Consider the following 24966-nt stretch of genomic DNA (forward strand, 5'->3'; position numbering starts at 1 on the left):
TACTCCCTTAGCCTTTTACCGCAGCAACAATTTTTTCTGCAGCATCAGCCAAGCCATTTGCAGAAATCAATTTCAAACCTGATTCATCAAGTAATTTTGCACCCAACTCTGCATTGTTCCCTTCTAGACGAACAACCACAGGTACAGTCACATTTACTTCTTGAACCGCTGCAATAATTGCTTCAGCAATCATGTCACAACGTACAATTCCGCCAAAAATATTAATTAATACACCCTGCACAGAACTATCCGCCAAAATGATTTTAAAGGCTTCAATTACGCGTTCTTTGGTCGCGCCACCGCCTACATCTAGGAAGTTTGCAGGTTGACCACCATAGAGTTTAATAATGTCCATGGTTGCCATCGCTAGGCCAGCACCATTGACCATACAGCCAATATTGCCTTCTAAGGCAACATAGTTCAGATCAAATTCTGATGCTTTCAGCTCACGCTCATTTTCTTGCGTTTTATCGCGTAGTGCTGCGATTTCTGGTAAGCGATATAAAGCATTTGAGTCGATACCAATTTTTGCATCCACACATAAAATCTCGCCATTTTCACGTACGGATAACGGGTTAATTTCAAATAAAGCAAAATCATTTTCAATGAATGCTTGATAAGCCGCAGACATGATTTTGACAAATTGATTCACTTGACCATCTTTTAGGTTTAAAGCAAACGCCACTTCACGTGCTTGGAATGGTAACAATCCAACTAAAGGATCTACTTCAACTTTAATAATTTTTTCAGGCGTTTCTTCTGCAACTTTCTCAATTTCAACCCCACCTTCAGTCGATGCCATAAAGGTCACACGACGGCTAGAACGGTCAACTACAGCACCTAGGTACAATTCACGCTCTACTGGATAAACATCTTCAGATACCAAAATACCGCTGACGGGTTGACCTAATGCATCTGTTTGATAAGTGACTAAGCGTGAGCCGACCATTTGGTTCACATAATCAGTGGCTTCTTGTGCAGATTTTACGACTTTAACGCCGCCTGCTTTACCACGACCACCTGCATGCACTTGGGCTTTGAGTACCGCAAACTTACCACCCAGTTGCTCAAAAGCTTTGACTGCTTCTTCTGCGGTAGTTACAAATACGCCTTCTTGGACTGGCATACCATATTTTTTTAATAACGCTTTAGCTTGATATTCGTGTAGATTCATTGAACAACCTTTTACTCTTTCTTCGCTTTGTTATGACCCATTAAAGCCCAGACATCCGTCAAAGCAGCTTTAACCTTTTTAAATCTTAAAATATTTCTTATCTTTATTTTTAGATGATTATTCAAATTAAAACAACCATCTGAAACAAAAAAGAGCGGCCTAAGCCGCTCTTTTTACATCTTATTTACGTTTACGCTGAATCGCGTGAATTGCACGTCCATCGACTGCAAGTGCAGCTTCGTGAACGACTTCAGAGAATGTCGGGTGACCGAAAGTCATTAACTGTAGGTCTTCAACACTTGATACGAACTCAAGTGCGATCATACCTTGGTGTACGATGTCAGACGCTGCAGGTCCAATCACGTGCATACCGAGTAGACGATCTGTCTTCGCATCAGCAACAAACTTAACAAAGCCTGCGTTTTCACCAGCAGCCATTGCACGACCATTTGCAGCGAAACCAAATTGACCTGTTTTAACTTCATGGCCTTTTTCTTTCGCTTGCTCTTCTGTTAAACCAACCCACGCCGCTTCTGGGTGTGTGTAAATTACAGAGATGATAGTGTCATAGTTCACTTGAGCTGCATGACCGTGGATACGCTCAACAGCCATTACGCCTTCTTCCATTGCTTTATGTGCAAGCATTGGACCACGTACCAAGTCACCAATTGCGTATACACCTTCAACTGAAGTTGCACACCAATCGTTTACTTCAACTAGACCGCGCTCAGTGAGTTTAATGCCTGAATCTTCAGCCAATAAACCTTCTGCATATGCTTTACGGCCCACACAAACGATCAATTTATCGAAAGTTTGAGTTTTGTCTTCGCCGCCTTGAGTGTACTTAACAGTAACTTCACGGCCATTGACTTCTGTACCAGCAACTTTAGCGCCAACACGGATATCAAGACCTTGTTTAGTCAATACTTTTTGGTAATCTTTTGCCAAAGCTTTATCAGCCATTGGTAAGAATGCGTCCATTGCTTCAAATACAACAACTTCAGCACCTAGACGACGCCAAACAGAACCCAGCTCTAGACCAATAACACCCGCGCCAATAACACCAAGACGTTTAGGCACTTCTGGGAACTCAAGCGCACCAGTAGAGTCAACAATAATGTCTTGATCTACAGGAGCAACAGGAATATTTACTGGCACAGAACCCGATGCAAGGATTACATATTTAGGTTCTAAAATTTGAGTTTCACCTTCATGAGATACAAACTCAACTTTCTTACCTGCAAGTAATTTACCTGTACCTTTTAACCATTCGATACCATTGCCTTTAAGTAGGCCATCAATACCCATTGTTAATTGGTTAACAATTTTGTCTTTACGATCAAGTAATTTTGCAAGATCAAATTTCACTTCACCAGTTGTAATACCGTGGTCATCTAAGTGATGAACGGTATCTTCATAGCGGTGAGATGAATCAAGTAATGCTTTAGATGGGATACAACCCACGTTTAAGCAAGTACCACCTAAAGATGGTTTACCTTTATGAATACGTTTTTCAATACAAGCTACTTTAAAGCCTAATTGAGCAGCGCGGATAGCAGCTTCGTAACCACCAGGACCGCCACCAATAACAACTAAATCAAATTGAGACATGTGTATCTCCAAAAATGGGCTTAGAGGATCGCTCTAAGCCCATTGCATTATTCTGAAGTATTAAAGATCAAGGATTAGCTTAGCTGGTTCTTCTAACAATTCTTTGATTGTTACAAGGAAGCCTACTGCTTCTTTACCATCGATTAGACGGTGGTCATAAGAAAGCGCTAAGTACATCATTGGCAAGATTTCAACTTGACCATTTACAGCCATAGGACGTTCTTGGATTTTATGCATACCCAAAATCGCAGTTTGTGGCGTATTTAAGATAGGTGTAGAAAGCAAAGAACCGAAAGTACCACCATTAGTAATAGTGAATGTACCGCCAGTCATATCTTCAATACCCAATTTACCATCACGCGCTTTACCAGCGTATGCACGGATACCATTTTCAACTTCAGCATAGTTCATGCGGTCAGTATCACGAAGAACTGGAACTACTAGACCACGGTCGCTTGATACAGCAACACCGATGTCGTAGAAACCGTGGTAAACGATGTCATTGCCATCAATCGAAGCGTTTACAGCTGGGTAGCGTTTAAGTGCTTCAGTTGCTGCTTTAACGAAGAATGACATGAAGCCAAGACGTGCCCCATGACGCTTTTCAAAAGCATCTTTGTATTGCGCACGCATTTCCATGATTGGTTTCATGTTTACTTCGTTGAACGTAGTCAACATTGCAGTTTCTTGAGTTGCAGCAAGTAGACGTTCAGCAACACGCTTACGAAGACGAGTCATAGGAACACGTTTTTCGATACGTTCACCAACAGCAACGCTTAATGGCGCAGCAGCAGGAGCAGCTGGTTTAGCTTGATGGTTTGCAACATCTTCTTTAGTGATGCGACCGCCACGGCCAGTGCCAGCAACGTCAGCAGCAGCAATGCCAGACTCAGTCAATGCTTTACGCACTGCAGGAGCTTGATCAGCAACAGGTTGAGCACGTTCAACAACAGGAGCGGCGCCCGCTTGAGTTTGCGCAGCAGCTTGTTCTACTTTCTCTTCTGATTGAACAGCTTGAGTTTGAGCAGCGCCAGAAGCAGCACCTTCTTCAAAAGTCGCAATCACCTCAGCAGAAAGAACTGTATCGCCTTCGTTTTTAACGATTGCAGAAATCGTACCGTCAGCAGGAGCTACAACTTCTAAAACAACTTTATCTGTTTCAATATCACAAATCACTTCGTCACGTGATACTGCTTCACCTGGTTGTTTGTGCCAAGTTGCAACTGTACCGTCAGCAACTGACTCTGGGAATACCGGTGCTTTAATTTCGGTTGCCATTATTAAGAATCTCCTGTTATTCAGCTACGATAGCTAAAGCATCATTTACGAGCTGAGCTTGTTGTTTTGCGTGCAAATATGGTGAACCACAAGCCGGTGCAGCAGAAGCTTCACGACCTGCATAACTAATACGAACTTGTTTGCCCGCTTTCATCACGTCGTCATAAAGACGCGGAGCGATGAATAACCATGCACCTTGGTTCTTCGGTTCTTCTTGAGCCCAAACCAATTCTTTAATGTTTGGATATTGTGCCAGAACTTCAGCAAGACGTGCTTCTGGATACGGATACAATTGTTCAATACGAACGATTGCTGTGTTGTTCAATTCTTTTTCACGACGTTTTTCAAGTAAGTCGTAGTAAACCTTACCACCACAAAGCACTAGACGAGTTACGTCTGACTTGTTGATATTGTCAATTTCATCGATCACAGTTTGGAATGAACCATTTGCAAGTTCTTCTAAAGTAGACGTTGCAAGTTTGTGACGAAGAAGAGACTTCGGTGAAGTCACGATCATTGGTTTACGGATTGGACGAAGTGCTTGACGACGCATCGCATGGTAAATCTGCGCTGGTGTAGTCGGTGTGATCACTTGCATGTTTTCTTCAGCACATAGCTGTAAGAAACGCTCTAAACGAGCTGATGAATGCTCAGGACCTTGACCTTCAAAGCCGTGTGGAAGAAGCATAGTCAGACCGCATACACGTTCCCACTTAGTTTCGCCAGACGCGATGAACTGATCGATTACAACCTGTGCACAGTTTGCGAAGTCACCAAATTGCGCTTCCCAAATGACAAGGCTCTTCGGAAGAGTCGTTGCATAACCGTATTCGAATGCAAGAACCGCCATTTCTGACAATAATGAGTCATAAATAGCTGTACGTGGTTGGTTTTCTTTCAAGTTACATAATGGAATGTAAGTTGAACCATCTACTTGGTTATGAAGTTTTGCATGACGGTGTGAGAATGTACCACGACCTACGTCTTCACCTGTTAAACGAACAAGGAAACCTTCATCTAGAAGAGACGCGTAAGCTAATGTTTCAGCAGCACCCCAGTTCAATGGCATTTCACCAGTCTGCATTTTCAGACGGTCATCAATCACTTTAGCAACCTGACGTTGCATCACGAAGCCTTCTGGAAGCTCGCGCATTTTCGCACCAAGCTCTTTTAGACGTTCGATTGGGAAAGTGGTATCCCATTTGTCTGTGTATTCGTGGCCTAGGTAAGGTTTCCAGTCCACAAACATTTTTGTATTTGGCTCAAGTACCAACGCATTTGCAACGTGTTTACCTGCTTCAAGGTCAGAACGATACTGTTCAACCATTGCATCAGCAGAAGCGCGATCAATAACACCTTCTTGTACAAGCTTGTCAGCATAAAGCGTACGTGTAGTCGCTTTTTTATTGATGATTTGATACATCATTGGCTGAGTTGCAGCTGGCTCGTCGGCTTCGTTATGACCACGACGACGGTAGCAGAACATATCGATTACAACGTCTTTACGGAATGTATGACGGAAATCGTGTGCCAATTGAGAAACAAATAATACAGATTCAGGATCATCACCGTTCACATGGAAGATCGGTGCTTGGATCATTTTCGCGATGTCAGTACAGTATTCTGTAGAACGCGCATCACGTGGGTCAGACGTTGTGAAACCAACTTGGTTGTTTACAACGATATGAACTGTACCACCCACAGTATAACCGCGAGTTTGTGACATTTGGAAGGTTTCTTGGTTTACACCTTGACCTGCAAATGCAGCATCACCGTGAACGATGATTGGTAATACATCATCACCACCGATATCTTTACGACGTACTTGACGTGCGCGTACAGAACCTTCTACTACAGGTCCAACGATTTCTAAGTGTGATGGGTTAAACGCTAATGCCAAATGAACTTCGCCACCCGGAGTCATTACGTTTGAAGAGAAACCTTGGTGGTATTTAACGTCACCAGAGCCTTTTTTATGCAGAGATTTACCTTCAAACTCACCAAATAGATCAGCTGGGTTTTTACCCATGATGTTTACAAGAAGGTTTAAACGGCCACGGTGAGGCATACCGATAACCACTTCTTTACAGCCTACTGAACCTGCGCGTTGAATAAGCTCATTCACCATAGGAATGAAAGATTCACCACCTTCAACACCGAAACGTTTCGCACCAACGAATTTGTTACCAAGGTATTTTTCTAGGCCTTCAGCTGCAGTTAGACGTTCAAGGATGTGTTTTTTCTGGTCTGCAGTGTAGCCAAATTGACCACGAGTACCTTCAAGGCGTTGTTGAATCCAACGTTTTTCTTTTGTATCAACAATGTGCATGTATTCAACACCAATCGAAGCAGTATAAGTTGCTTCCATTGCTTGAACCATTTCACCAAGTGTTGCTTCAGACTTACCGATTGCAAGGTTACCTGTATTAAACACAGTATCTAAGTCAGACTGAGTTAGACCGTGCGCAGCAAGATCTAGATCAGGCACGATTTCACGTTTTGCAAGACCAAGTGGATCTAATTTTGCGTTTTGATGACCACGGTTACGGTATGCAGCGATCAACTGTAATACACCGATTTGACGGCGTTCATGCTCAGAACTTACTGCACTTTGCACTACTGGCTGAACACGGCTTGAATTACGGCCTAATAATAGGAATTGCTCACGTACATTGCTGTGTGGTTGATCACCTTTCGGGAATTTATCGAAGTATTCACGCCAATCAGCCTCTACTGAGTCTGGAGCCGTTAGATACTGCTCATAAAGTTCTTCAATATACGCTGCACTGTCAGCGCTAAGTTCAGTGTCAAGACGCAGTGCGTCAGCAACTTCTTGCATTTGTGGACCCATTTCCTATTGCAAAACATTTCAGGATGCTTTTTAAGCGAACCCATGATTAGTAATGTCAAATTGGTAATATGACATTAGTCCCCATTAGGCTTAAGCCTTGAGGCGTTATCACTACATTAGGATTACCCAATGTGATTAATGAACAATAACGCCCTCAGCGGCATCATTACTCATTGAGAAATACCCGACATAAATCGGGCAATTTTTGCAAATCGTCTTAGAAAAAATAAAATTTGCGCAATTATCTTTTCTAAAGCGACTTTATTAACATTTATATACCGTCTACAGCGCTTAAATTGTAGAAAAAATGTACCTAATTCAAAGTCATTTTTTACATATAGTGATACTTTAAATGCTAACACGTTCAAGCATTTTCAATTGATTTTTTTGACACATACCTCTCATAAATTAGCGAAATACACTGTTCGTATTTTCATCTATGATATGGTGCTACATATAAAATGATCTTTCAATTAAGACAAAAGTCTACGTTCGATTTTTACCTCATCTCATATACAAAAACAAAAGAGAGCTGACATTCCTATCCTCTCTCTTTTTACTACGTTACATAATAACATCTTCTAATCCTTTTGACAGACTTGAACGAGCGTTTCATCAATAAATAACCATTTATCTATCACTTTATACTTTTAATTCACTACGTTTCTATGAAATCCATTTATAGCACTCTGCAATGACAGCGAATAACTTTCACTATCATCATTTTTATATATGACAAAAAAAGCGCACCCAATGGTGCGCTTCTTTTTACTGCTAAATCTATTAACCAAGATCTAAAAGCATATTACGGATGTGACCGATTGCTTTAGTTGGGTTAAGACCCTTAGGACATACAGATACACAGTTCATGATACCTTTACAACGGAACAATGAGAATGGGTCGTCAAGACGAGCCAAACGCTCTTGAGTTGCTGTATCACGAGAGTCAATGATGAAGCGATATGCGTTCAACAATGCTGAAGGACCCAAGAACTTGTCTGGGTTCCACCAGAATGATGGACATGAAGTTGAACAACATGCACAAAGAATACATTCGTACAAACCATCTAAATGTTCACGCTCTTCAGGAGACTGCAAACGCTCTTTAGGAGGCGCAGGCTGATTGTTGATTAGGAACGGATGGATTTTATTGTACTGATCGTAGAACTGATTCATATCTACAACCAAATCTTTAATTACTGGAAGACCTGGAAGTGGACGAATTGTGATCACTTCTGGTAAGTCGTTTAGGTTCCAAAGACACGCCAAACCATTTTTACCATTAATGTTTACACCATCAGAACCACAAATACCTTCACGACATGAACGACGGAATGTTAATGATTCGTCTTGAACTTTTAATGCTAGAAGTGCATCAAGCAACATACGATGCTTATCAGTCAACTCTAGTTTAAAAGTTTGCATGTACGGAGCTGCATCCTTATCAGGATCGTAGCGGTAGATATTAAATGTACGAGTACCTCTACTCATCTTACTTCTCCCAATTAGAATGTACGTGGTTTAGGCGGAATAGCATCTACAGATAAAGGCTTGTAACGTACTGGTTTGTACTCAAGACGGTTATCTACAGAGAACCATAAAGTGTGTTTCATCCACTCATCATCACGACGACCGTATGGGTAGTCAGCATGATCAGGTGGTAATTCAAAATCTACCACTGTATGCGCACCACGACATTCTTTACGTGCAGCCGCAGAAATCAGTGTCGCTTTCGCAACTTCATACAGGTTTTCAACTTCTAGAGCTTCAACACGCGCTGTGTTAAATACTTTAGATTTGTCTTTCAAGTGAATGTTACGTACACGTGGTTCGAGCGCAAGAATCTGTTTCACACCCTCTTCAAGAAGTGCAGATGTACGGAATACACCAGCGTGATCTTGAACGATGTCACGGATTGCATCTGCAACTTCTTGAGCATTTTCACCAGAAGTTGATTCATCAAGATGACGAACACGATTCAAAGTTTTTTCAAGAACAGTTGTAGGAAGCGGTGCATATTCATCACCGTGGTGTTTAGTTACATAGTCAACAATATGTTCACCAGCAGCTTTACCAAATACAACCAAGTCAAGCAATGAGTTTGTACCTAGACGGTTAGCACCGTGTACAGATACACATGAACATTCACCAATTGCATAGAAACCTTTCACTGGTTTAGTGAAATCACGGTCACCCGCATTGTGTGAGTACACACCAGTTTCTTTATTGTAGTTCGCAACCAAAGCTTCAGTTTCACGAGATACAGGAACAACCACTTGACCATGAATATTTGTAGGAATACCACCCATTTGGTAATGGATTGTAGGTACTACAGGAATTGGCTCTTTAGTGATGTCAACGTTCGCGAATTTCTTACCAATCTCAAATACAGATGGAAGACGTTTCATGATTGTTTCAGCACCAAGATGCGTCATATCAAGCAAGATGTAGTCTTTCTTAGGACCACAGCCACGACCTTCTTTAATTTCTTGGTCCATAGAACGTGATACAAAGTCACGAGGCGCCAAGTCTTTCAGTGTCGGAGCATAACGCTCCATGAAAGGCTCACCAGCATCGTTACGAAGGATCGCACCTTCACCACGACAACCTTCTGTCAACAATACGCCCGCGCCCGCAACACCTGTTGGGTGGAATTGCCAGAATTCCATATCTTGTAATGGAATACCTGCACGAGCTGCCATACCAAGACCGTCACCAGTATTAATATAAGCGTTAGTAGATGCACGGTAAACACGACCAGCACCACCAGTAGCGAACAATGTTGCTTTACCTTGGAATACTGCAATTTTACCTGTTTCTTGGTCAATTGCTGTCACACCAAGCACATCACCCTCTTCATTACGGATCAAATCAAGTGCGATCCATTCAACGAAGAATTGAGTACCCATTTTCACGTTGCTTTGATAAAGCGTATGAAGAAGAGCGTGACCTGTACGGTCGGCAGCAGCACATGCACGTGGAACTGGTTTTTCACCATAGTTCGCAGCATGACCACCAAACGGACGTTGGTAAATTGTGCCGTCAGCGTTACGGTCAAATGGCATACCTAGGTGTTCAAGCTCATATACAACTTGAGGCGCTTCACGAGTCATAAACTCAATTGCGTCTTGGTCACCTAACCAGTCAGAACCTTTAACTGTATCGTAGAAGTGGTAGTGCCAGTTATCTTCTTGCATGTTACCAAGAGATGCACCAATACCACCCTGCGCTGCAACAGTGTGTGAACGAGTTGGGAATACTTTAGTCAGTACAGCAACTTTCAAACCAGCTTGAGCAAGTTGGTAAGAAGCACGCATACCTGAACCACCACCACCAACGATGACTGCATCGAAAGTTAGGTGTGGAATATTTGTGTAATCTTCTTTAGGGGTTATAGCGCCCATGATATTTTCCTATCAATTTGCCCAAAAAATCTGGATCGCCCAGATCGCGTATGCAAATACTGCAACAATTACTGCAGAAGTCAGCACTAAACGCAGACCGTTTGCTGAAGGACCCATTTGACGAGTAGTCACATAGTCAGTGAATACTTGCCACATACCAATCCAAGCATGCGCAACAAGAGATAAGACAGACAATAAAGATAAAATCTTCATTGGTGTTGTCATCATAAAGCCATACCATTGCTCAAAAGTGAATCCGCTATTGCAAAGGATCCAACCCAGCACAACAATAGTATAAACAGCCAATACAACGGCACTTACACGTTGGATAAACCAATCGCGCGAACCTGATCCTGTTAAACCTGTAGCACTTTTCATTAGAGAACAATCCATACAAATGCTGCAACAATACCGATTGCAGACAAGATCAATGAAATAGTAGCTGCGATACGACCACTTTGAAGTTCTTCAGCAACGCCAAGATCTGCAAATAGATGCTTGATACCACCAATAAGGTGATAAATTAAGCCGGCTACAAATACCCATACGACAAAACGCACAATAAAGCTATCAAACACAGCTTGAACTTGCGCAAAACCTTCAGGTGAAGATAAGGATTTGTCTAAAATCCAAAGAAGGACCGGTACGAGTAAAAATACGATAACACCTGATAGACGGTGTAAAATTGATGCAATAGCCACAGGGGATTTTAAGTTTACGTCTAAAACTTGACCCATGGACAAATTGACAGGTCTGTTGCTTTTCACAGCGGGCATCCTGTAAGTAAAAACTCCATCCGGAGTTTGTTGGAATTAATTCGTAGGAAAGCTAGCATAGTCAGACATTACAATATAATAAACTCTGCAGCTGTCTGATCTTATAAACGACAGGGAATTATAAAACGTGAACTTTCAAAACACAAACGAAGACAATTAGGAATTTTGCAAAATATCCTTAAATAAGAATCATTAACAATAACTTTTCTAAAAACAAATACCTTATTTATCTAAGAAAATCATACTATGTTGTTGGTTTTAATCAGTTAAATGTAAATCTCACTTATTGTTTTTGTGTGTATATGGCGATTTAAACTTTTAGACTAAAGATGAACAAATCTAAATCTTTCTTTTCCCACTACATTTTAAAATCTTCCAACACATTCGCCAAGCCATAATCATAAAAATAAATGTGCATCATTTTCTCAAATAATAAAACTCAAAGATCATGAAACGAAATAAGTACTTAGTCTGTGCATAAAAATCTTAGTAACAGCAAATCTGTTTAATAAAACGCCATTTTTTACCTTTCCAATGACAAAAATGCTCATTTATTGATCTTTTAAAGGCGTTTAATTAACTATTTTTTAACCAAACGAACTTTTTTTTAAGTACGATTAAGTCGTTTTAATTATGAATAAGAAAAAAGCAATTTAGAGCCAAAGATGTGTGTAAGTTACGAAAATTATAATAATTTAATGAAATAGCGGTCTTGTAATTCATATTTGTTTCAGAGTTTTTAAGAATTAAAAATTGCTTACAATTAAGGCAAAAGGCTTTTTTTAATCTGCACCTCCCCTGCAAATTGACTTATTATACTGCGTCGGCACTGTGATTTTACTCATTTTTTAAGCGGATGAATTGTGTTTCATTTCAAGGAATGATCCTCAATTTATATCCATAAGTATAATTGACAAAATTTCAGTTCCCTCTAATCTTAGAGCAAATTTTTGATCTGTCTGATTCTCGCATTAAAAGATTAGTACTGAGTCAGATAAAACATTCACCAGGACAGGAGATCTATTGAATGTCTGAAGCAACTGGCAAAAAAGCCGTTTTACAGCTTGATGGCAAAGAAATTGACTTACCAATTTACAGTGGCACTCTAGGCCCAGATGTAATTGACGTTAAAGATGTGTTGGCCGCAGGTCACTTTACTTTTGATCCTGGTTTTGTCTCAACGGCTGCTTGTGAATCTAAAATCACTTTCATTGACGGCGGTAAAGGTGTTCTTCTACACCGTGGCTACCCAATCGACCAGCTTGCTACTAAAGCAGACTACTTAGAAACTTGCTACCTTCTTTTGAACGGCGAGCTTCCTACTGCTGAACAAAAACAAGAATTCGATGCTAAAGTTCGTAACCACACTATGGTTCACGATCAAGTTGGCCGTTTCTTCAATGGTTTCCGTCGTGACGCTCACCCTATGGCGATCATGTGTGGTGTTGTTGGTGCGCTTTCTGCGTTCTATCACAACGGTTTCGATGTTGAAAACATTGACCACCGCGAAATCACTGCTATTCGCTTAATCGCTAAAGTTCCTACTTTAGCTGCTTGGACTTACAAATACACAGTAGGCCAACCATTCGTTTACCCACGTAACGACTTAAGCTACGCAGAAAACTTCTTGTACATGATGTTTGCTACTCCTGCAGACCGTGATTACAAAGTTGACCCTATTCTTGCTAAAGCAATGGACCGTATCTTCACGCTTCATGCTGACCACGAACAAAACGCGTCTACTTCTACAGTACGTCTTGCTGGTTCTACTGGCGCTAACCCATACGCATGTATCGCTGCGGGTATCGCGGCTCTATGGGGACCTGCTCACGGCGGCGCGAACGAAGCTGTTCTTAAGATGCTTGACGAAATCGGCACTGTAGAAAACGTTGCTCCGTTCATGGAAAAAGTGAAAACTAAAGAAGTTAAACTTATGGGCTTCGGTCACCGAGTTTACAAAAACTTCGATCCACGTGCGAAAGTAATGAAAGAGACTTGTGACGAAGTGTTAACTGCACTTGGTATCAACGATCCACAACTTGCTTTGGCTATGGAACTTGAACGTATTGCGCTTTCTGACGAATACTTCATCAAACGTAACCTATACCCTAACGTAGACTTCTACTCAGGTATCATCCTTAAAGCGATTGGTATCCCAACAGAAATGTTTACTGTTATCTTCGCTCTTGCACGTACTGTTGGTTGGATCAGCCACTGGTTAGAAATGCACAGCGCACCTTACAAAATCGGTCGTCCTCGTCAGCTTTACACTGGCGAAACTCAACGCGATATCCAAGGTCGTTAATTCGAAAGAATTGTGCGAATCTAAAAACCGCCCCTTTGGGGCGGTTTTTTTATGCGGCTAGATTTATTTTGCACTTTAAAACAGACCCATCTGACTGAATTTTCCTGCTCAATCATTAGATAAAACGATGTCTCACAAGCTATAAAGTATGGTGTATATTGCTGAACGTATTTTAAATCGTCATTTTCTAGACAATCGCACACTGCTTCATCAGATATCGTCATAAAAAAAGCCTAATTCCACGTAGAAATTAGGCTGTAAACAAAAGGTATTAATATTGATGATGCTTTATTTTGGCTTATTGAGTTAAATAACTTTTATTAAGCAACCTTCTCTAAGCAACCGTCTCATAGTCTGTCAAGTCCACCTGTTTTAGACGCTGCTTTAACTGTTTCAGTGACCACGGCCAAGCTGCAAAATTACGTCCATTGGCATCTAAGTAATAACTCTTACAACCGCCACTATTAAAGACTGTAGTCTGTAGATGTGTCTGCACTTTTGCATTGTGATAGGCCAATACATTTGGCTTAATTTCAAGCCGCTGTATCTTCTCTTGTTTCATTTTTACCAAAGCATCAACGATATACCCAACCTGTGCTTCTGCAATCCCAATAAATGAGTCATAAACCAAAATATTTGGCCCAAGCACCAAGAAGGCATTAGGTACTTGCGCGATACTGGTACCCAAAAACGCTTCAGGAGAACTGTTTTTCCAAAGTTCTGACAATAACTCCCCTTTGGCATTTTTTACACGCTGCCCAATCGGCGGATGAGAAACTTCAAAACCTGTACCCCAAATAATGACATCGACTTCATGACGTTCACCATTCGCAGCAATAACAGTATTACCTTCTATTTCAACTAAACCATGTGGTACAAGTTCGACATTGGCTTGCTGCAAAGCAGGATAATAGTTATTGGCAAATAAAAGACGCTTACAACCAATAGAAAAGTTTGGTGTAACTTTTTCACGTAATTCAGCATCTTGAATTTGTGTTTTTAACAACTGACGACCCAAATAATTCACAGGCTCTAAAAGCGAAGGATTACGTAGTCCTAAATTAATACCATTTAATATACCGGCCACACTTTTGCGCCAAGTTTCTTGTACTGTTGGAAAGCGGGTAATGATGCCTTTCGCACGGTCATTCAGTGGCAAATCTGCTTTTGGCAATACCCATGGTGCGGTACGTTGAAACACCACCACATTTTTGGCAATAGGTTGAATCTGAGGAATAAACTGAATCGCAGATGCCCCCGTACCAATCACCGCAATACGTTTATCTTTTAAGTCATAGGCATGGTTCCATCGCGCAGAATGGAACATTTCACCTTCAAAGCTTTCAATACCTTTAATTTTTGGAATTTGAGGTTCAGTAATCGGCCCAGTGGAAAAAATTACCGTTCTCGCCGCATACTTACCTTTGCTCGTCTCCAATTGCCATTGCTTTAATTCCTCATTCCATTCCGCTGCAATCAATTCACAGTTGAACTGAATGTTACGATAAAGCCCATGCTGCTCTGCCACATCCTCTAAGTAGTTCAGAATCTCAGGTTGCTTGGCAAATAAATGACTCCATTTATGACTCGGAGCAAATGAAAAAGAATATAAAGCCGAAGGAACATCACATCCACAACCTGGATAGGTGTTGTCGCGCCATGTACCTCCCACGCGATTGGCTTTTTCCAAAACCACATAATCGGTATAACCCCGTTCATTCATTTGATGAGCAGCAGCTAAACCGGATATCCCAGCACCAATCACAATGGTATCGTAGACACGCACTTGATTTTCTACGCTTGGTTTTTCTAGGCTAGGCTCTGACTCTGATTGATCTTGTACTGCTTTTTTTGCTTTGGCAGAAGACGTTACAGGACGACGTGCATTAGTTTGCGTTGTTGCCTTTTTAGTTTGAGTTTTCTCTTGATCTAATGCTTTTACATCTTCGTCATGTAATTGTGTCGGCATGTTCATGCTTTTGCTCCCGACTTTTTAATATAGTTGTTAAATAAGGGATAACCCACCCCCAATAAGCGGGTATAGGTTTGCGGGGATAGACGCTTTAACCACCAAAATAATTTGGCATCAGGTTGCGGAATGGTATACAACTTCCCTGCATCTAAATTATTCAATGTCAAATCGACGACATCGTGGCTCGTCGTAAATGCATGATTCATCAGCAGTTGATCAGCCAAGCCTGAATATCGATTGGGCAAGCGTCCATTTTTCATAATATTGGTTGGCACTAAGGTTGGGCACAGCACATTCACACGGATATTTGCCGATCTGAGCTCTGCCGATAAAGTTTCAGACAATGCCAACACACTCGACTTCGTCACGTTATATGCTGTCATTTCTGGTGCAGCAGTATATGCCGCAGCAGAAGCAACATTAATAATCGCGCCGCCTTGCTTATTTTGTTTCAGCTTGGGTACAAAATAATGGCAGCCATGCACCACACCCCACAAATTGACATGCATGCACCACTGCCAGTCGTCTAAACTCAGTTCATCAAATTTACCACCCAGCCCGACGCCTGCATTATTGATCACTAAGGTCACAGCATGTCCCATCAGCTGCTCAGCTTGCTCTGACAGTGCTTTAACTTCTTCAGCCTTACCTACATCACACTTCACCGCATAAGCACTTGATGAGGTCATGGATTGAATTTGATCCACCGTTTCTTGCGCTGCTTCTAGATGAATATCGGCACAGACCACTGTCCCACCACGACGTGCCAACTCCAAAGCAAAGCTTCTTCCTATACCACTGCCTGCACCAGTAACCACCGCGTAGGCGTTTTCACTTGGCTTATTCTTTTTTCCAAATAGACCCATGGTTGTGTCCTTTTATCGTTTTAATGCTGGGGTAAATTCTTTGACAAAATAAGGTGTTAACACGCCATCAACAGGGTTCAGCAAACGCTTTTTGTAATATTCAAGAAATGCAGAAGTGTCATGATCATTCGGGTGAAAACTTGGTCGTAGATAGTCAAAAATATGCCCGAGGCTGCTGCCATAAACACCATCTTTTAACCCAAAAATCAGTTGGAAACTGCGCGGAACATCTTTCCAGTAGCTTAGGCTAATCAAGTTCGACGGTTTTCTGTAAAACGGTACAATCGAAGCGCCTATCGAAATCAAACCCAAAATGGTAATTAATGCAGGGAAAAAGCCAGCAATACGTAAAGCATAATTACCTGATAATTCTTGATAAACATCATAGGCAATGTCTTTGTGTTCAGACTCTTCCAACATATGCCACATCCAAATAGCGCGCTGCTTTTCATCTATTGAATTAAAAAAGATTTCTTCATGATTCATCATGTATTCCGCAAGCACTGCGGTGAAATGCTCAATTGCTGCCATTAAAGATAACTTCATTGGCTGTGGCATACGTTCAAAACCATAGGCAAAGACGTAGTGTTCTAACTTTCTAAAAAATTGCACAGGCAGATTTCTTGCGCGATATGCTTCATTCATTTCTTCATGCATACGTGAATGAATGGCCTCTTGCCCAATCAACGACGTGACACGTTGTCTTAATACAGGATCTTGAATAAAGTCGCGATGATATCGAGCAGTATCAATCACCAAATCTTCGCCACGGGTTAAGAAAATAGATAAAGATGCAAAATAGGCACTGGCCAATTCTGCATTCATATAAAATTTTGGATCAATTTTTTCTGGTTCGAAATCAAATTTCATATGACGAATAGGTACAACGGCAGACTGTTTTGTTGGGTCAAAGACAGGGCCTGCAAATACGCGTGCTAACGTTTTTTTTATCAGTTGAAAAGCGCTCATGGTTTTGCTCTCAATTTGGGTGTTTACCGTTCATTGACTTCATGTCGATTAAAGTAAAAACACATAGATTGAGGATCAAATTAAGTGAGATAGATCACTAGGCCATTAGCAAAACCGACCTCTAGATTTGCAAAAATGCTCAAATATTTTCTTTGTCAGACAATCTTTAAAACATCGGTGTTGTATGGCTCAAAAGCTTGTCATTAAAGGTCATGGCGTATTTTGAGTGAGTGATGATTATTGGATTTTTTGCACTTCACCGGTCGCAGATTGATAGACCCATTGATGATCAAACAGATTGTCATCTAAATGATCCAGTTTAAAATTACCGATAGCCACAGCGTAAAATCCATTGCCCTGCTGCTTAAAATGTGTGATCTCTTGCATGAGTTCTTCAGTAAGTTGACCCATAATAAAGTCTGAAATCACCACCACATCAGCATGTACAAAATTCGGTTGTTTCAGCATGTCCACGGCATGATTCATCGCAGGGATAATATCTGTTCCCCCATGAAATGACTGCCCTAAAAAGTGAATGACATCATCCAAAGCGCTGTTACGCTGTAAATTCAGCGCGGTTAAATTGGTCGAGAAATTTACCAAATACATCGCTCGCTTTTCTTTTAGCGCTCGAATCGATAAATATAGACAAATCGCTTTGGAAATCAGTTCAGGTTGTCCATTCATTGAGCCACTGGTATCTAAGCAGACAATCATCGGGCCTTTTTGTCCGACTCGACGCTGTGTATGGCGTGGGTTTTCGATCACCCGTCCCTGTTGCTGACCTTGTCGATTAAAACTCATCAGGTTAGATTCTAAATATTTCAAATCAAATAAAACCTGCAAGTCTGGATCGGCTAATAGCGCCAACTCGCTAGGTAAAGCCATACTGAGTTCTTGTGCTAATTTAATTCCAGTAATTTCCTCTTGCGCCATCGGGGTGTGAATAAGCTGCTGTGGTTCTTGTTCTAACTGAGCAGAAATCCGCTTACGTGGCATATTCGGCTGTGCGCTTCCAATCATTTGACATAGACGTTTAAGCGCCCGATCTTGCTCGAGATAATTCGCCCATTGCTCAAAGTTCTGTACATCATGCTCAGTTAATTGCCCTTTGGAATAGTCCAGAAAAATCCCAGTTTCAAACCCGACACTGTCATGGTGCTTGACCATTTTCGACAATGTCGCAAGAAAATCTTTGATTTCATCTAAAAAGGCATCTCGTTGTAAACGGAGTTGCTCAAACTCCCAATGCGCAATAGCTTCAGTCAATTTGCGCTGCCATTTACCTTTGAATAGCTCAATGTGTAATTGACGCTGTTGCTCGGTCAGCAACGACTGTTGGCTCTGTTGCCACATTTCAGTGAATTCTGGAATCCCCAAGGTTTGCATGAAGGCAGCATATTCAGTGTGGAATTGAACAAAATCGCCCTGTTCCCAATGCTTTATCGCAAGCCAATGTTCCAATTGCTGCTGCGCCATTGCATAGGGATGCTGCTGATCTAAACTCGACTTTGCCTGAAAGGCCCATTCCTGAATTTTTTGATCGAGCTTTTTTGCAACTTTATGATCTTTCAACCAATGTTTTAAGCTGGATTGTTTTAATTCATCATAAAGCTGCGAACTTAATTCATCGAGCGCCGATTGGGTTTGTTGTCGTGTCGGTTTTAATTGCGACATAACTGTTCCAAGCGCTCACAATCTTGCAACTGCAATTGATATCTTGCCAATTGCTGCTCAATAGATTGAAATAAATGTTGAATATCCTGTTCAGTGACAAAGACAGAATTAAACTGATGCTTTTGGCTGTTAAAGCGTTCCGTCAACAGATCCAATTCTGTTTGAAAATGTGCTTTGATCTGTTGAACTTCGTGTAATAGCTCATATTGGCTTTGTGCTGAAAGAGAGCTGCGTGGACTGCCTTTGGTATGTTTTATATACGGCGTCACCACTTCTTCTAAGCCGTAATAGCCACCTTTTAACGTACACACTCTTGAACCATTAAAATTACATACGATGCCACGCACTTCTTCACCGGTATCATCTAAGGCAAAGAAGTCCTTTTTCGTATCCATTTTATCCAGTTCGAGATACAACACTTTATCTTTATAGTGTCGATCTAGATTGGTCACTGCACGTAAGTAGTCAGTGCCATGAATTAAATAACTCTCATACACATCATCGGTATAATAAAAATGATTGAGCACCCGCTGTTCAAGTGCATCCTTCTCTGCCACATGCTGTTCGAATTGCAAACCGTAATTTAAGCCATTTTCAGCCAATACTTCATCTATCTGCTGTGAAACAAAGGCGATGTCTTCAGGCTGATTCCATAAGCAATGTTTTAAAATTAATAGATCATTCAAAATCACTGATGGACGATCATTTAAAAATGCACAGGTTTTGACTAGATAAGCCACACGTTGCCAACGACGGTCAGAGACATAGACCACGTGATCTTCAAAGTTATGATTGAGTCGATTTTTAAGTTGATCAAACAGATTTAAAATCGATTCGGGTAATTCCACCTGATAAATCTGTTCCCGCCAATCTTGCAACTCCGCTTTTGTTATTTTTAAGGTCGCATCGACTTCAACACTGACTTGACTCGGCTTGGCCTGTAATAGTGCATGAAAGTTTTCTGCAACAGCAATCGGCGGCACTTCTAAGCGCAAAATAAAACGATCATACAAGGCATCTAAACCTTGATTCGGTTCGGGAATTTCATTCGATGCACTGACCAAAACATTCAATGGAACTTTTTGGACAATGTCACCATTTTTAAAACTCCGCTCATTCACCAAGGTCAGTAAAGTATTTAAAATCGCTGGACTGGCTTTCCAAATTTCATCTAAAAAAGCAAAATCTGCCCGTGGTAAATAATGTTCTGTTTTACGAATATATTGATCTTCTTTTAAGGCTTTAATTGATACTGGGCCAAAAATTTCTTCAGGCGTACTGAAACGATTCATCAAATATTCAAAATAGTCATGGACTTCAAAAGCAGAAGCGATTCGACGTGAAATCAAACTTTTTGCAGTGCCAGGCAAACCATATAAAAAGGTATTCATACCCGCAACACCAGCCAACAAACTCAAAGCAATAATCTGCTCACGTTCATACATATTTTTGCTGATTTCAGAAATTAAAGTATTGATCCGTGCTTGCATCTGATTATCTGTTTGACCGAAAACTAAATTGTAACGCCCTAACCGATTTTTCGCTGTAGGAGATGCAAAAATATCGCTTTTTAAATACAGCGCAACAGCGTGATATTGTATTTTCAGGTTATAGTAAAACTACACATCCCTTTGGAACTCTAGAAACTTTTCATCATGTTGCCCTTCTTTCCTACACTCATCCGACTGTTAAAACTTGAAGGTTTTAAATATCGATCCCTCACGGCAGGTGAAATATCCATGTGTCAGAGTGTATTTGGGGATTTGATTCAATATGAGCAAGTGAAAGTGATGAATCACCCTTTTTTGCCTTGGCAATCGGCGCATGTGGTCATGGCGCCTCAGGGGTATATCCATGCACGAAATTTACTGTTTAAAGCGGACTATGCCAAAGCGTCCTTAGGATATCGCGCCCTGTTTATTCATGAGATGGCCCATGTTTATCAATACCAGCAGCAGATCAATGTTTTGGGGCGGGGTGCTGTTTTACAGATGGCGTATTTCTTCAGTTTTAAAAAATATAATCCTTACCGCTATACCCTCAAACCACACAAGGCATTTTTTGACTACAACATTGAGCAACAAGGTGACATTGCTCGTGACATCTATTTAAAGCGAATTAAAAATATTATTTTATATCCAGAACTTGTTCATCAAATTGAGCTGTAAAGCGTCAATGCTCTTTGACGAATATTTATAGATAAAATTAAATATCGCCTGATCATTCTATTTCACACTAGTGCTTGGCCATTGACGCTATTTTAAGTACAAAAAAACAGCATTAATATTTACTTTATGGCACATAAGCTCAGCTAGGCTTTTAAAAGCTATGAATACCTCTAGTATCTCGCTTAAATTCAGATAAAATAGGTTCACCTTATTTTTTTGCTTTGCATCAAAACAAGTGAATTATCATACGATGATGGTGTTTTGTTTTCGCCTTTCGGCAGTATTTTTCGTATCTAAATACACTCGCTGAATAATCACAATAATACAAATCAGTGTGTTAAGTGTATTCACCTATAGGAATAGGATTTAGTTGGAATGAATAGTTTTAAAATTGCACTTGCTCAGTTCTCTCCGCATATTGGTAATCTAGAATCAAACGCAGCAAAAATGCTTCAACAAGCCAATGCTGCAAAAGAACAGAACGCAGATATTATTGTTTTTCCTGAACTTTCTACAGTTGGTTATCCTGCTGAAGATTTATTATTACGTCCAAGTTTAAATAAACGTACACAGCAAGCTTTTGAACAATTGGCGAACGTTAAGGACATCGTTTTAGTCTTTGGTTTTGTGAATCAAACTGAAGATGGTCAGCGCTATAACTCTGCTGCTGTCATGAAAAATGGTCAAGTTCTCGGGATTTACAATAAACAAAATCTTCCAAACTATAGCGTTTTTGATGAAAAACGGTATTTCAGTGAGGGTCATCAACACCTTGTCTTTGAATATTTAGGTCATAAGTTTGGTGTGTTGATTTGCGAAGATGTTTGGGCATTACCAACTGTTCAACAGCTTGCTCAGTTAAATGTTGAAACCGCTTTGGTTTTAAATGCTTCACCTTATGAAGTTGGTAAACCACAGCATCGCATTGAAACCATGGCTGCATTGACCAAACAATTGAACATCAATTTGGTTTACTGTAACCAAGTGGGCGGTCAAGATGACCTTGTCTTTGATGGCACAAGCTTTGTGATGAACAATTCAGGTGAAGTTGCATTGCAAGCACCGAGTTTTGTTGAAGATCTATATATCGCAGAATACGATGCTGAACAAAAAGCCTTTAAAACAGGTGCAATCACGCCTGTATTAAATACCATGGCTGAAATCTACCAAAGCCTTGTGATCGCAACACGTGACTACGTACAACGTTCAGGCTTCCCAGGTGTGATTTTAGGTCTATCTGGTGGTATTGACTCAGCATTAACTTTAGCGATTGCTGCCGATGCGATTGGTGCAGATAAAGTTCAAGCGGTCATGATGCCATATACTTATACTGCACAAATCAGTGTTGAAGATGCTGCTGAACAAGCCAAAAATATGGGTGTGACTTTTGGAATTGCCGAAATCAATCCAATTGTGAATGGCTTTATGCAAACCTTATTCCCTTTCTTTGGCGCTGCACCGACTGATGCGACTGAAGAAAACCTACAAGCGCGTTCTCGTGGTACGTTGCTAATGGCCTTATCGAACAAGTTTGGCAATTTAGTCCTTTCTACAGGGAACAAGTCTGAATTATCTGTTGGTTACTGTACATTGTACGGTGACATGGTCGGTGGCTTTGCAGTTCTTAAAGACGTTTATAAAACGATTGTATTTGAACTAGCAAAATACCGTAACAGCATTTCAGAAACACCAGTGATCCCTGAACGTGTAATTACTCGTCCACCTTCTGCGGAACTTCGTCCAGATCAGAAAGACCAAGACTCATTACCTGAATATGAAGTATTGGATGCCATCTTGTATGCGTATATCGAAGAAGACATGAGCCAAGATGACATCATTGCCAAAGGTTTTGATGCTGAAGTGGTGAAAAAAGTCATCCGTTTGGTTGATCTAAACGAATACAAACGTCGCCAAGGCGCGATTGGTCCACGTATCAGCTCACGTGCATTTAGCCGTGAACGACGCTACCCAATCGTGAATGGTTGGAAACCGGGTATCTAATTATTCGATTCAAATTAAAAAAAGCCCAGTTCTATAACTGGGCTTTTTATAGGCGCAAAAAACACAGCAGTAAAAATTAAAAGTAATTGAGATGTGTATTTCAAAAGTTAGGACATCAATTCATAACATCAAAGATTTGAGTTCTCTTTTTTTCTACATAAACATCGTAAATAGATCATTTTATTAGTGCTGTAATTATTTCAATCTATTTGACTTTTTCTAGGCACAAAAAAAGAGACCAAGCTGAGAGCTTGGTCTATAAAAATGGTGGCTATGACGAGACTTGAACTTGTGACCCCCGCATTATGAGTGCGGTGCTCTAACCAACTGAGCTACATAGCCGTAAACTGTGGTGGCATTATCTAGATTTCATACATTATCGTCAAGCATTTTTGTTTGCAATTGTTCAGAGTTTAAACAAGCAAAGTTCAAGATGTTACTATTTAAGCAAATCATGCTATTTTTAGCCCTAATTACTATATTTTTTGATTAAAAATTAGAGTTTTATCATGCAATTCAATTCGATAAAAAAAATCTGTCTGACCCTTAGCCTAACCGTTATGACACTGACGGGCTGCCAAATCGTCTCCCCAATTTTTGTTGACTATAATGGTGTGCGACGTGATGTGGCGACTTGGATTAATAAACAGCCTTTATTGAGCATGCAACAAAAGCGCAGCATGGCTCAACTTAGCCGAGCACAGCAACCCATCATTCGACTCGACTTCACTGATCAGGAGAAGTTAGTTAGTGTTGCGCGCGCCAATGAAGCTGCGATGTATTGTGCCAATCAGCATTTATCAGCACGACAGATTCAACGCCTACAAAAACAGATCTTTCCTAAAGATACTTTGCATAAATTAAGCTTGCTTGAGCAACAAGCGTTGCATATTACCCTTACAGAGCAAGAGAAACAGTGTGATTAAAACCATGTCCGCTGTTAAATGAAATTATCAAAGCTCAATTTTTTCTGCACCAAATTGTCTTACAATCTAGACATAGCTGCTTACATTATTGAGCATTTTTGCTATCGCTAAGCGTGTTGAAAACAAGTCCATATTTTTGCAATATTTTTATTGCGAATTTCGCAATATCCTTATGAATTTACTTGGTTTTATTCCAAAATAAAAAAGCGTATGATGAAACTATGATCAATGTAAATAGCGCTTTTTTTCAGGTTTTTCCATCCAAATTCAATTGATCAGATAAGGAGAAATAAGATGGCTTTAAATAATATTTTAGTTCCAGTGGACGGTTCAGAAACTTCTTATGCTGCGGTGGCTAAAGCTGTCGAGTTTGCAAAAACTTTTGGCAGTAAAATTACTGTGGTTCAAGTACTGACGCTCGATCCATATATTGCTGCAGAGTATATTTCAGCAGCGCAAACCAATGATTTAATTGAACGTGCTCGTGCATCGATTTTAAATACACTCGAAGAAGCAAAAGCGAAATTTTCAACTGAAGGTGTCACTGTTGAAACTCGCTTACTTGAAGGTCAAGTGGTGCATACAGAACTGGTTAAAGCTGCAGAAGAAACACATGCGGACTTGATTATCATTGGTTCACATGGCCGTACTGGGATCAAAAAATTCTTCTTGGGCAGCGTAGCTCAAAGCGTACTGGGTGCTTCAGACATTCCTGTTTTGGTTGTACGCAAATAAGCCATTAGATTTATAGCGTGAAATAAAAAGCCTTCTGATCCTAGAGGGCTTTTTATTGACTACTTCATCAATTATAAAATTATAATTCTATGTTTAAGGCAAGGATTTTTTAGGGTAACCATTGATATTAAGCCTCTTTCATAAATCAAAAAACGAACAGTCTCTTGCTGATTATTTGTACCGAAGAATTTTAAATATTCATGCATAATCTGCGGATGAAATATATCGATTCAAAGAAGCTTTCTGAAACACA

Annotated in this window: 18 protein-coding genes and 1 tRNA gene; 5 read left to right on the forward strand and 14 right to left on the reverse strand. The window is 40.5% G+C overall.

What is annotated here, in order from left to right; translation table 11 throughout:
• Window positions 1–7 precede the first annotated feature (7 nt).
• From sucC to sdhC, 8 genes are all read right to left on the reverse strand, one after another.
• A complete protein-coding gene (sucC, locus tag FTU02_RS15200) occupies window positions 8–1174 on the reverse strand; it encodes an ADP-forming succinate--CoA ligase subunit beta (protein WP_078192988.1) in 1167 nt (388 codons plus the stop codon).
• Window positions 1175–1354: 180 nt separating this feature from the next.
• Window positions 1355–2785: a dihydrolipoyl dehydrogenase gene (lpdA, locus tag FTU02_RS15205; RefSeq protein ID WP_078192989.1), complete on the reverse strand. Its 1431-nt coding sequence runs from the start codon at window positions 2783–2785 to the stop codon at window positions 1355–1357.
• Window positions 2786–2845: 60 nt separating this feature from the next.
• Window positions 2846–4063, reverse strand: coding sequence for a 2-oxoglutarate dehydrogenase complex dihydrolipoyllysine-residue succinyltransferase (gene odhB, locus FTU02_RS15210; protein ID WP_111884404.1), 1218 nt, complete (start codon window positions 4061–4063; stop codon window positions 2846–2848).
• 16 nt (window positions 4064–4079) lie between these two features.
• The gene (locus FTU02_RS15215) at window positions 4080–6902 is read right to left on the reverse strand and encodes a 2-oxoglutarate dehydrogenase E1 component (RefSeq protein ID WP_180092566.1); all 2823 of its coding nucleotides are present in this window, start codon (window positions 6900–6902) and stop codon (window positions 4080–4082) included.
• A 795-nt stretch (window positions 6903–7697) separates the two neighbouring features.
• On the reverse strand, window positions 7698–8405 hold the full coding sequence (locus tag FTU02_RS15220; RefSeq protein ID WP_078189905.1) for a succinate dehydrogenase iron-sulfur subunit: 708 nt from the start codon (window positions 8403–8405) through the stop codon (window positions 7698–7700).
• Window positions 8406–8419: 14 nt separating this feature from the next.
• Window positions 8420–10318 carry a succinate dehydrogenase flavoprotein subunit gene (gene sdhA / locus FTU02_RS15225; protein WP_078192991.1) on the reverse strand — a complete coding sequence of 633 codons (1899 nt, stop codon included), beginning with the start codon at window positions 10316–10318 and terminating at the stop codon, window positions 8420–8422.
• 12 nt (window positions 10319–10330) lie between these two features.
• Window positions 10331–10696 carry a succinate dehydrogenase, hydrophobic membrane anchor protein gene (gene sdhD / locus FTU02_RS15230; RefSeq protein WP_078189907.1) on the reverse strand — a complete coding sequence of 122 codons (366 nt, stop codon included), beginning with the start codon at window positions 10694–10696 and terminating at the stop codon, window positions 10331–10333.
• A complete protein-coding gene (gene sdhC / locus FTU02_RS15235) occupies window positions 10696–11094 on the reverse strand; it encodes a succinate dehydrogenase, cytochrome b556 subunit (RefSeq protein WP_078192993.1) in 399 nt (132 codons plus the stop codon). The genes sdhD and sdhC overlap by 1 nt, the downstream gene beginning before the upstream one ends.
• A gap of 1027 nt (window positions 11095–12121) precedes the next feature.
• Here sdhC and gltA point away from each other — a divergent pair.
• Window positions 12122–13399, forward strand: a complete 1278-nt coding sequence (gene gltA, locus FTU02_RS15240; RefSeq protein ID WP_078189909.1) for a citrate synthase — start codon at window positions 12122–12124, stop codon at window positions 13397–13399.
• A gap of 334 nt (window positions 13400–13733) precedes the next feature.
• On the opposite strand, the gene FTU02_RS15245 is transcribed toward gltA, so the two are convergent.
• From FTU02_RS15245 to FTU02_RS15265, 5 genes are all read right to left on the reverse strand, one after another.
• A complete protein-coding gene (locus FTU02_RS15245; RefSeq protein WP_180157850.1) occupies window positions 13734–15374 on the reverse strand; it encodes an NAD(P)/FAD-dependent oxidoreductase in 1641 nt (546 codons plus the stop codon).
• On the reverse strand, window positions 15371–16237 hold the full coding sequence (locus tag FTU02_RS15250; protein ID WP_180157852.1) for an SDR family NAD(P)-dependent oxidoreductase: 867 nt from the start codon (window positions 16235–16237) through the stop codon (window positions 15371–15373). The genes FTU02_RS15245 and FTU02_RS15250 overlap by 4 nt, the downstream gene beginning before the upstream one ends.
• A gap of 12 nt (window positions 16238–16249) precedes the next feature.
• Window positions 16250–17206 (reverse strand): metal-dependent hydrolase, encoded by a 957-nt coding sequence (locus FTU02_RS15255; RefSeq protein ID WP_180157854.1) that lies wholly within the window; start codon window positions 17204–17206, stop codon window positions 16250–16252.
• A gap of 237 nt (window positions 17207–17443) precedes the next feature.
• Window positions 17444–18883: a VWA domain-containing protein gene (locus tag FTU02_RS15260; RefSeq protein WP_180157856.1), complete on the reverse strand. Its 1440-nt coding sequence runs from the start codon at window positions 18881–18883 to the stop codon at window positions 17444–17446.
• Window positions 18871–20373, reverse strand: a complete 1503-nt coding sequence (locus FTU02_RS15265) for an AAA family ATPase (protein WP_180157858.1) — start codon at window positions 20371–20373, stop codon at window positions 18871–18873. The genes FTU02_RS15260 and FTU02_RS15265 overlap by 13 nt, the downstream gene beginning before the upstream one ends.
• 162 nt (window positions 20374–20535) lie before the next feature.
• Between FTU02_RS15265 and FTU02_RS15270 the strand changes: the two genes are divergently transcribed.
• Together FTU02_RS15270 and FTU02_RS15275 are read left to right on the forward strand one after the other, a co-directional pair.
• The gene (locus tag FTU02_RS15270) at window positions 20536–21051 is read left to right on the forward strand and encodes a hypothetical protein (RefSeq protein ID WP_180126703.1); all 516 of its coding nucleotides are present in this window, start codon (window positions 20536–20538) and stop codon (window positions 21049–21051) included.
• Between the two features lie 375 nt (window positions 21052–21426).
• Window positions 21427–23052: an NAD+ synthase gene (locus tag FTU02_RS15275; protein WP_111884419.1), complete on the forward strand. Its 1626-nt coding sequence runs from the start codon at window positions 21427–21429 to the stop codon at window positions 23050–23052.
• A gap of 265 nt (window positions 23053–23317) precedes the next feature.
• Here FTU02_RS15275 and FTU02_RS15280 read toward each other — a convergent pair.
• Window positions 23318–23394, reverse strand: a tRNA-Met gene (locus tag FTU02_RS15280).
• A 167-nt stretch (window positions 23395–23561) separates the two neighbouring features.
• Between FTU02_RS15280 and FTU02_RS15285 the strand changes: the two genes are divergently transcribed.
• Window positions 23562–23978 (forward strand): hypothetical protein, encoded by a 417-nt coding sequence (locus tag FTU02_RS15285; RefSeq protein ID WP_218956200.1) that lies wholly within the window; start codon window positions 23562–23564, stop codon window positions 23976–23978.
• A 294-nt stretch (window positions 23979–24272) separates the two neighbouring features.
• Window positions 24273–24713, forward strand: coding sequence for a universal stress protein (locus tag FTU02_RS15290; protein ID WP_078189919.1), 441 nt, complete (start codon window positions 24273–24275; stop codon window positions 24711–24713).
• The last annotated feature ends 253 nt before the right edge of the window (window positions 24714–24966 follow it).

It is taken from the genome of Acinetobacter sp. YH12045 (assembly GCF_013419925.1).
GTDB lineage: Bacteria > Pseudomonadota > Gammaproteobacteria > Pseudomonadales > Moraxellaceae > Acinetobacter > Acinetobacter amyesii.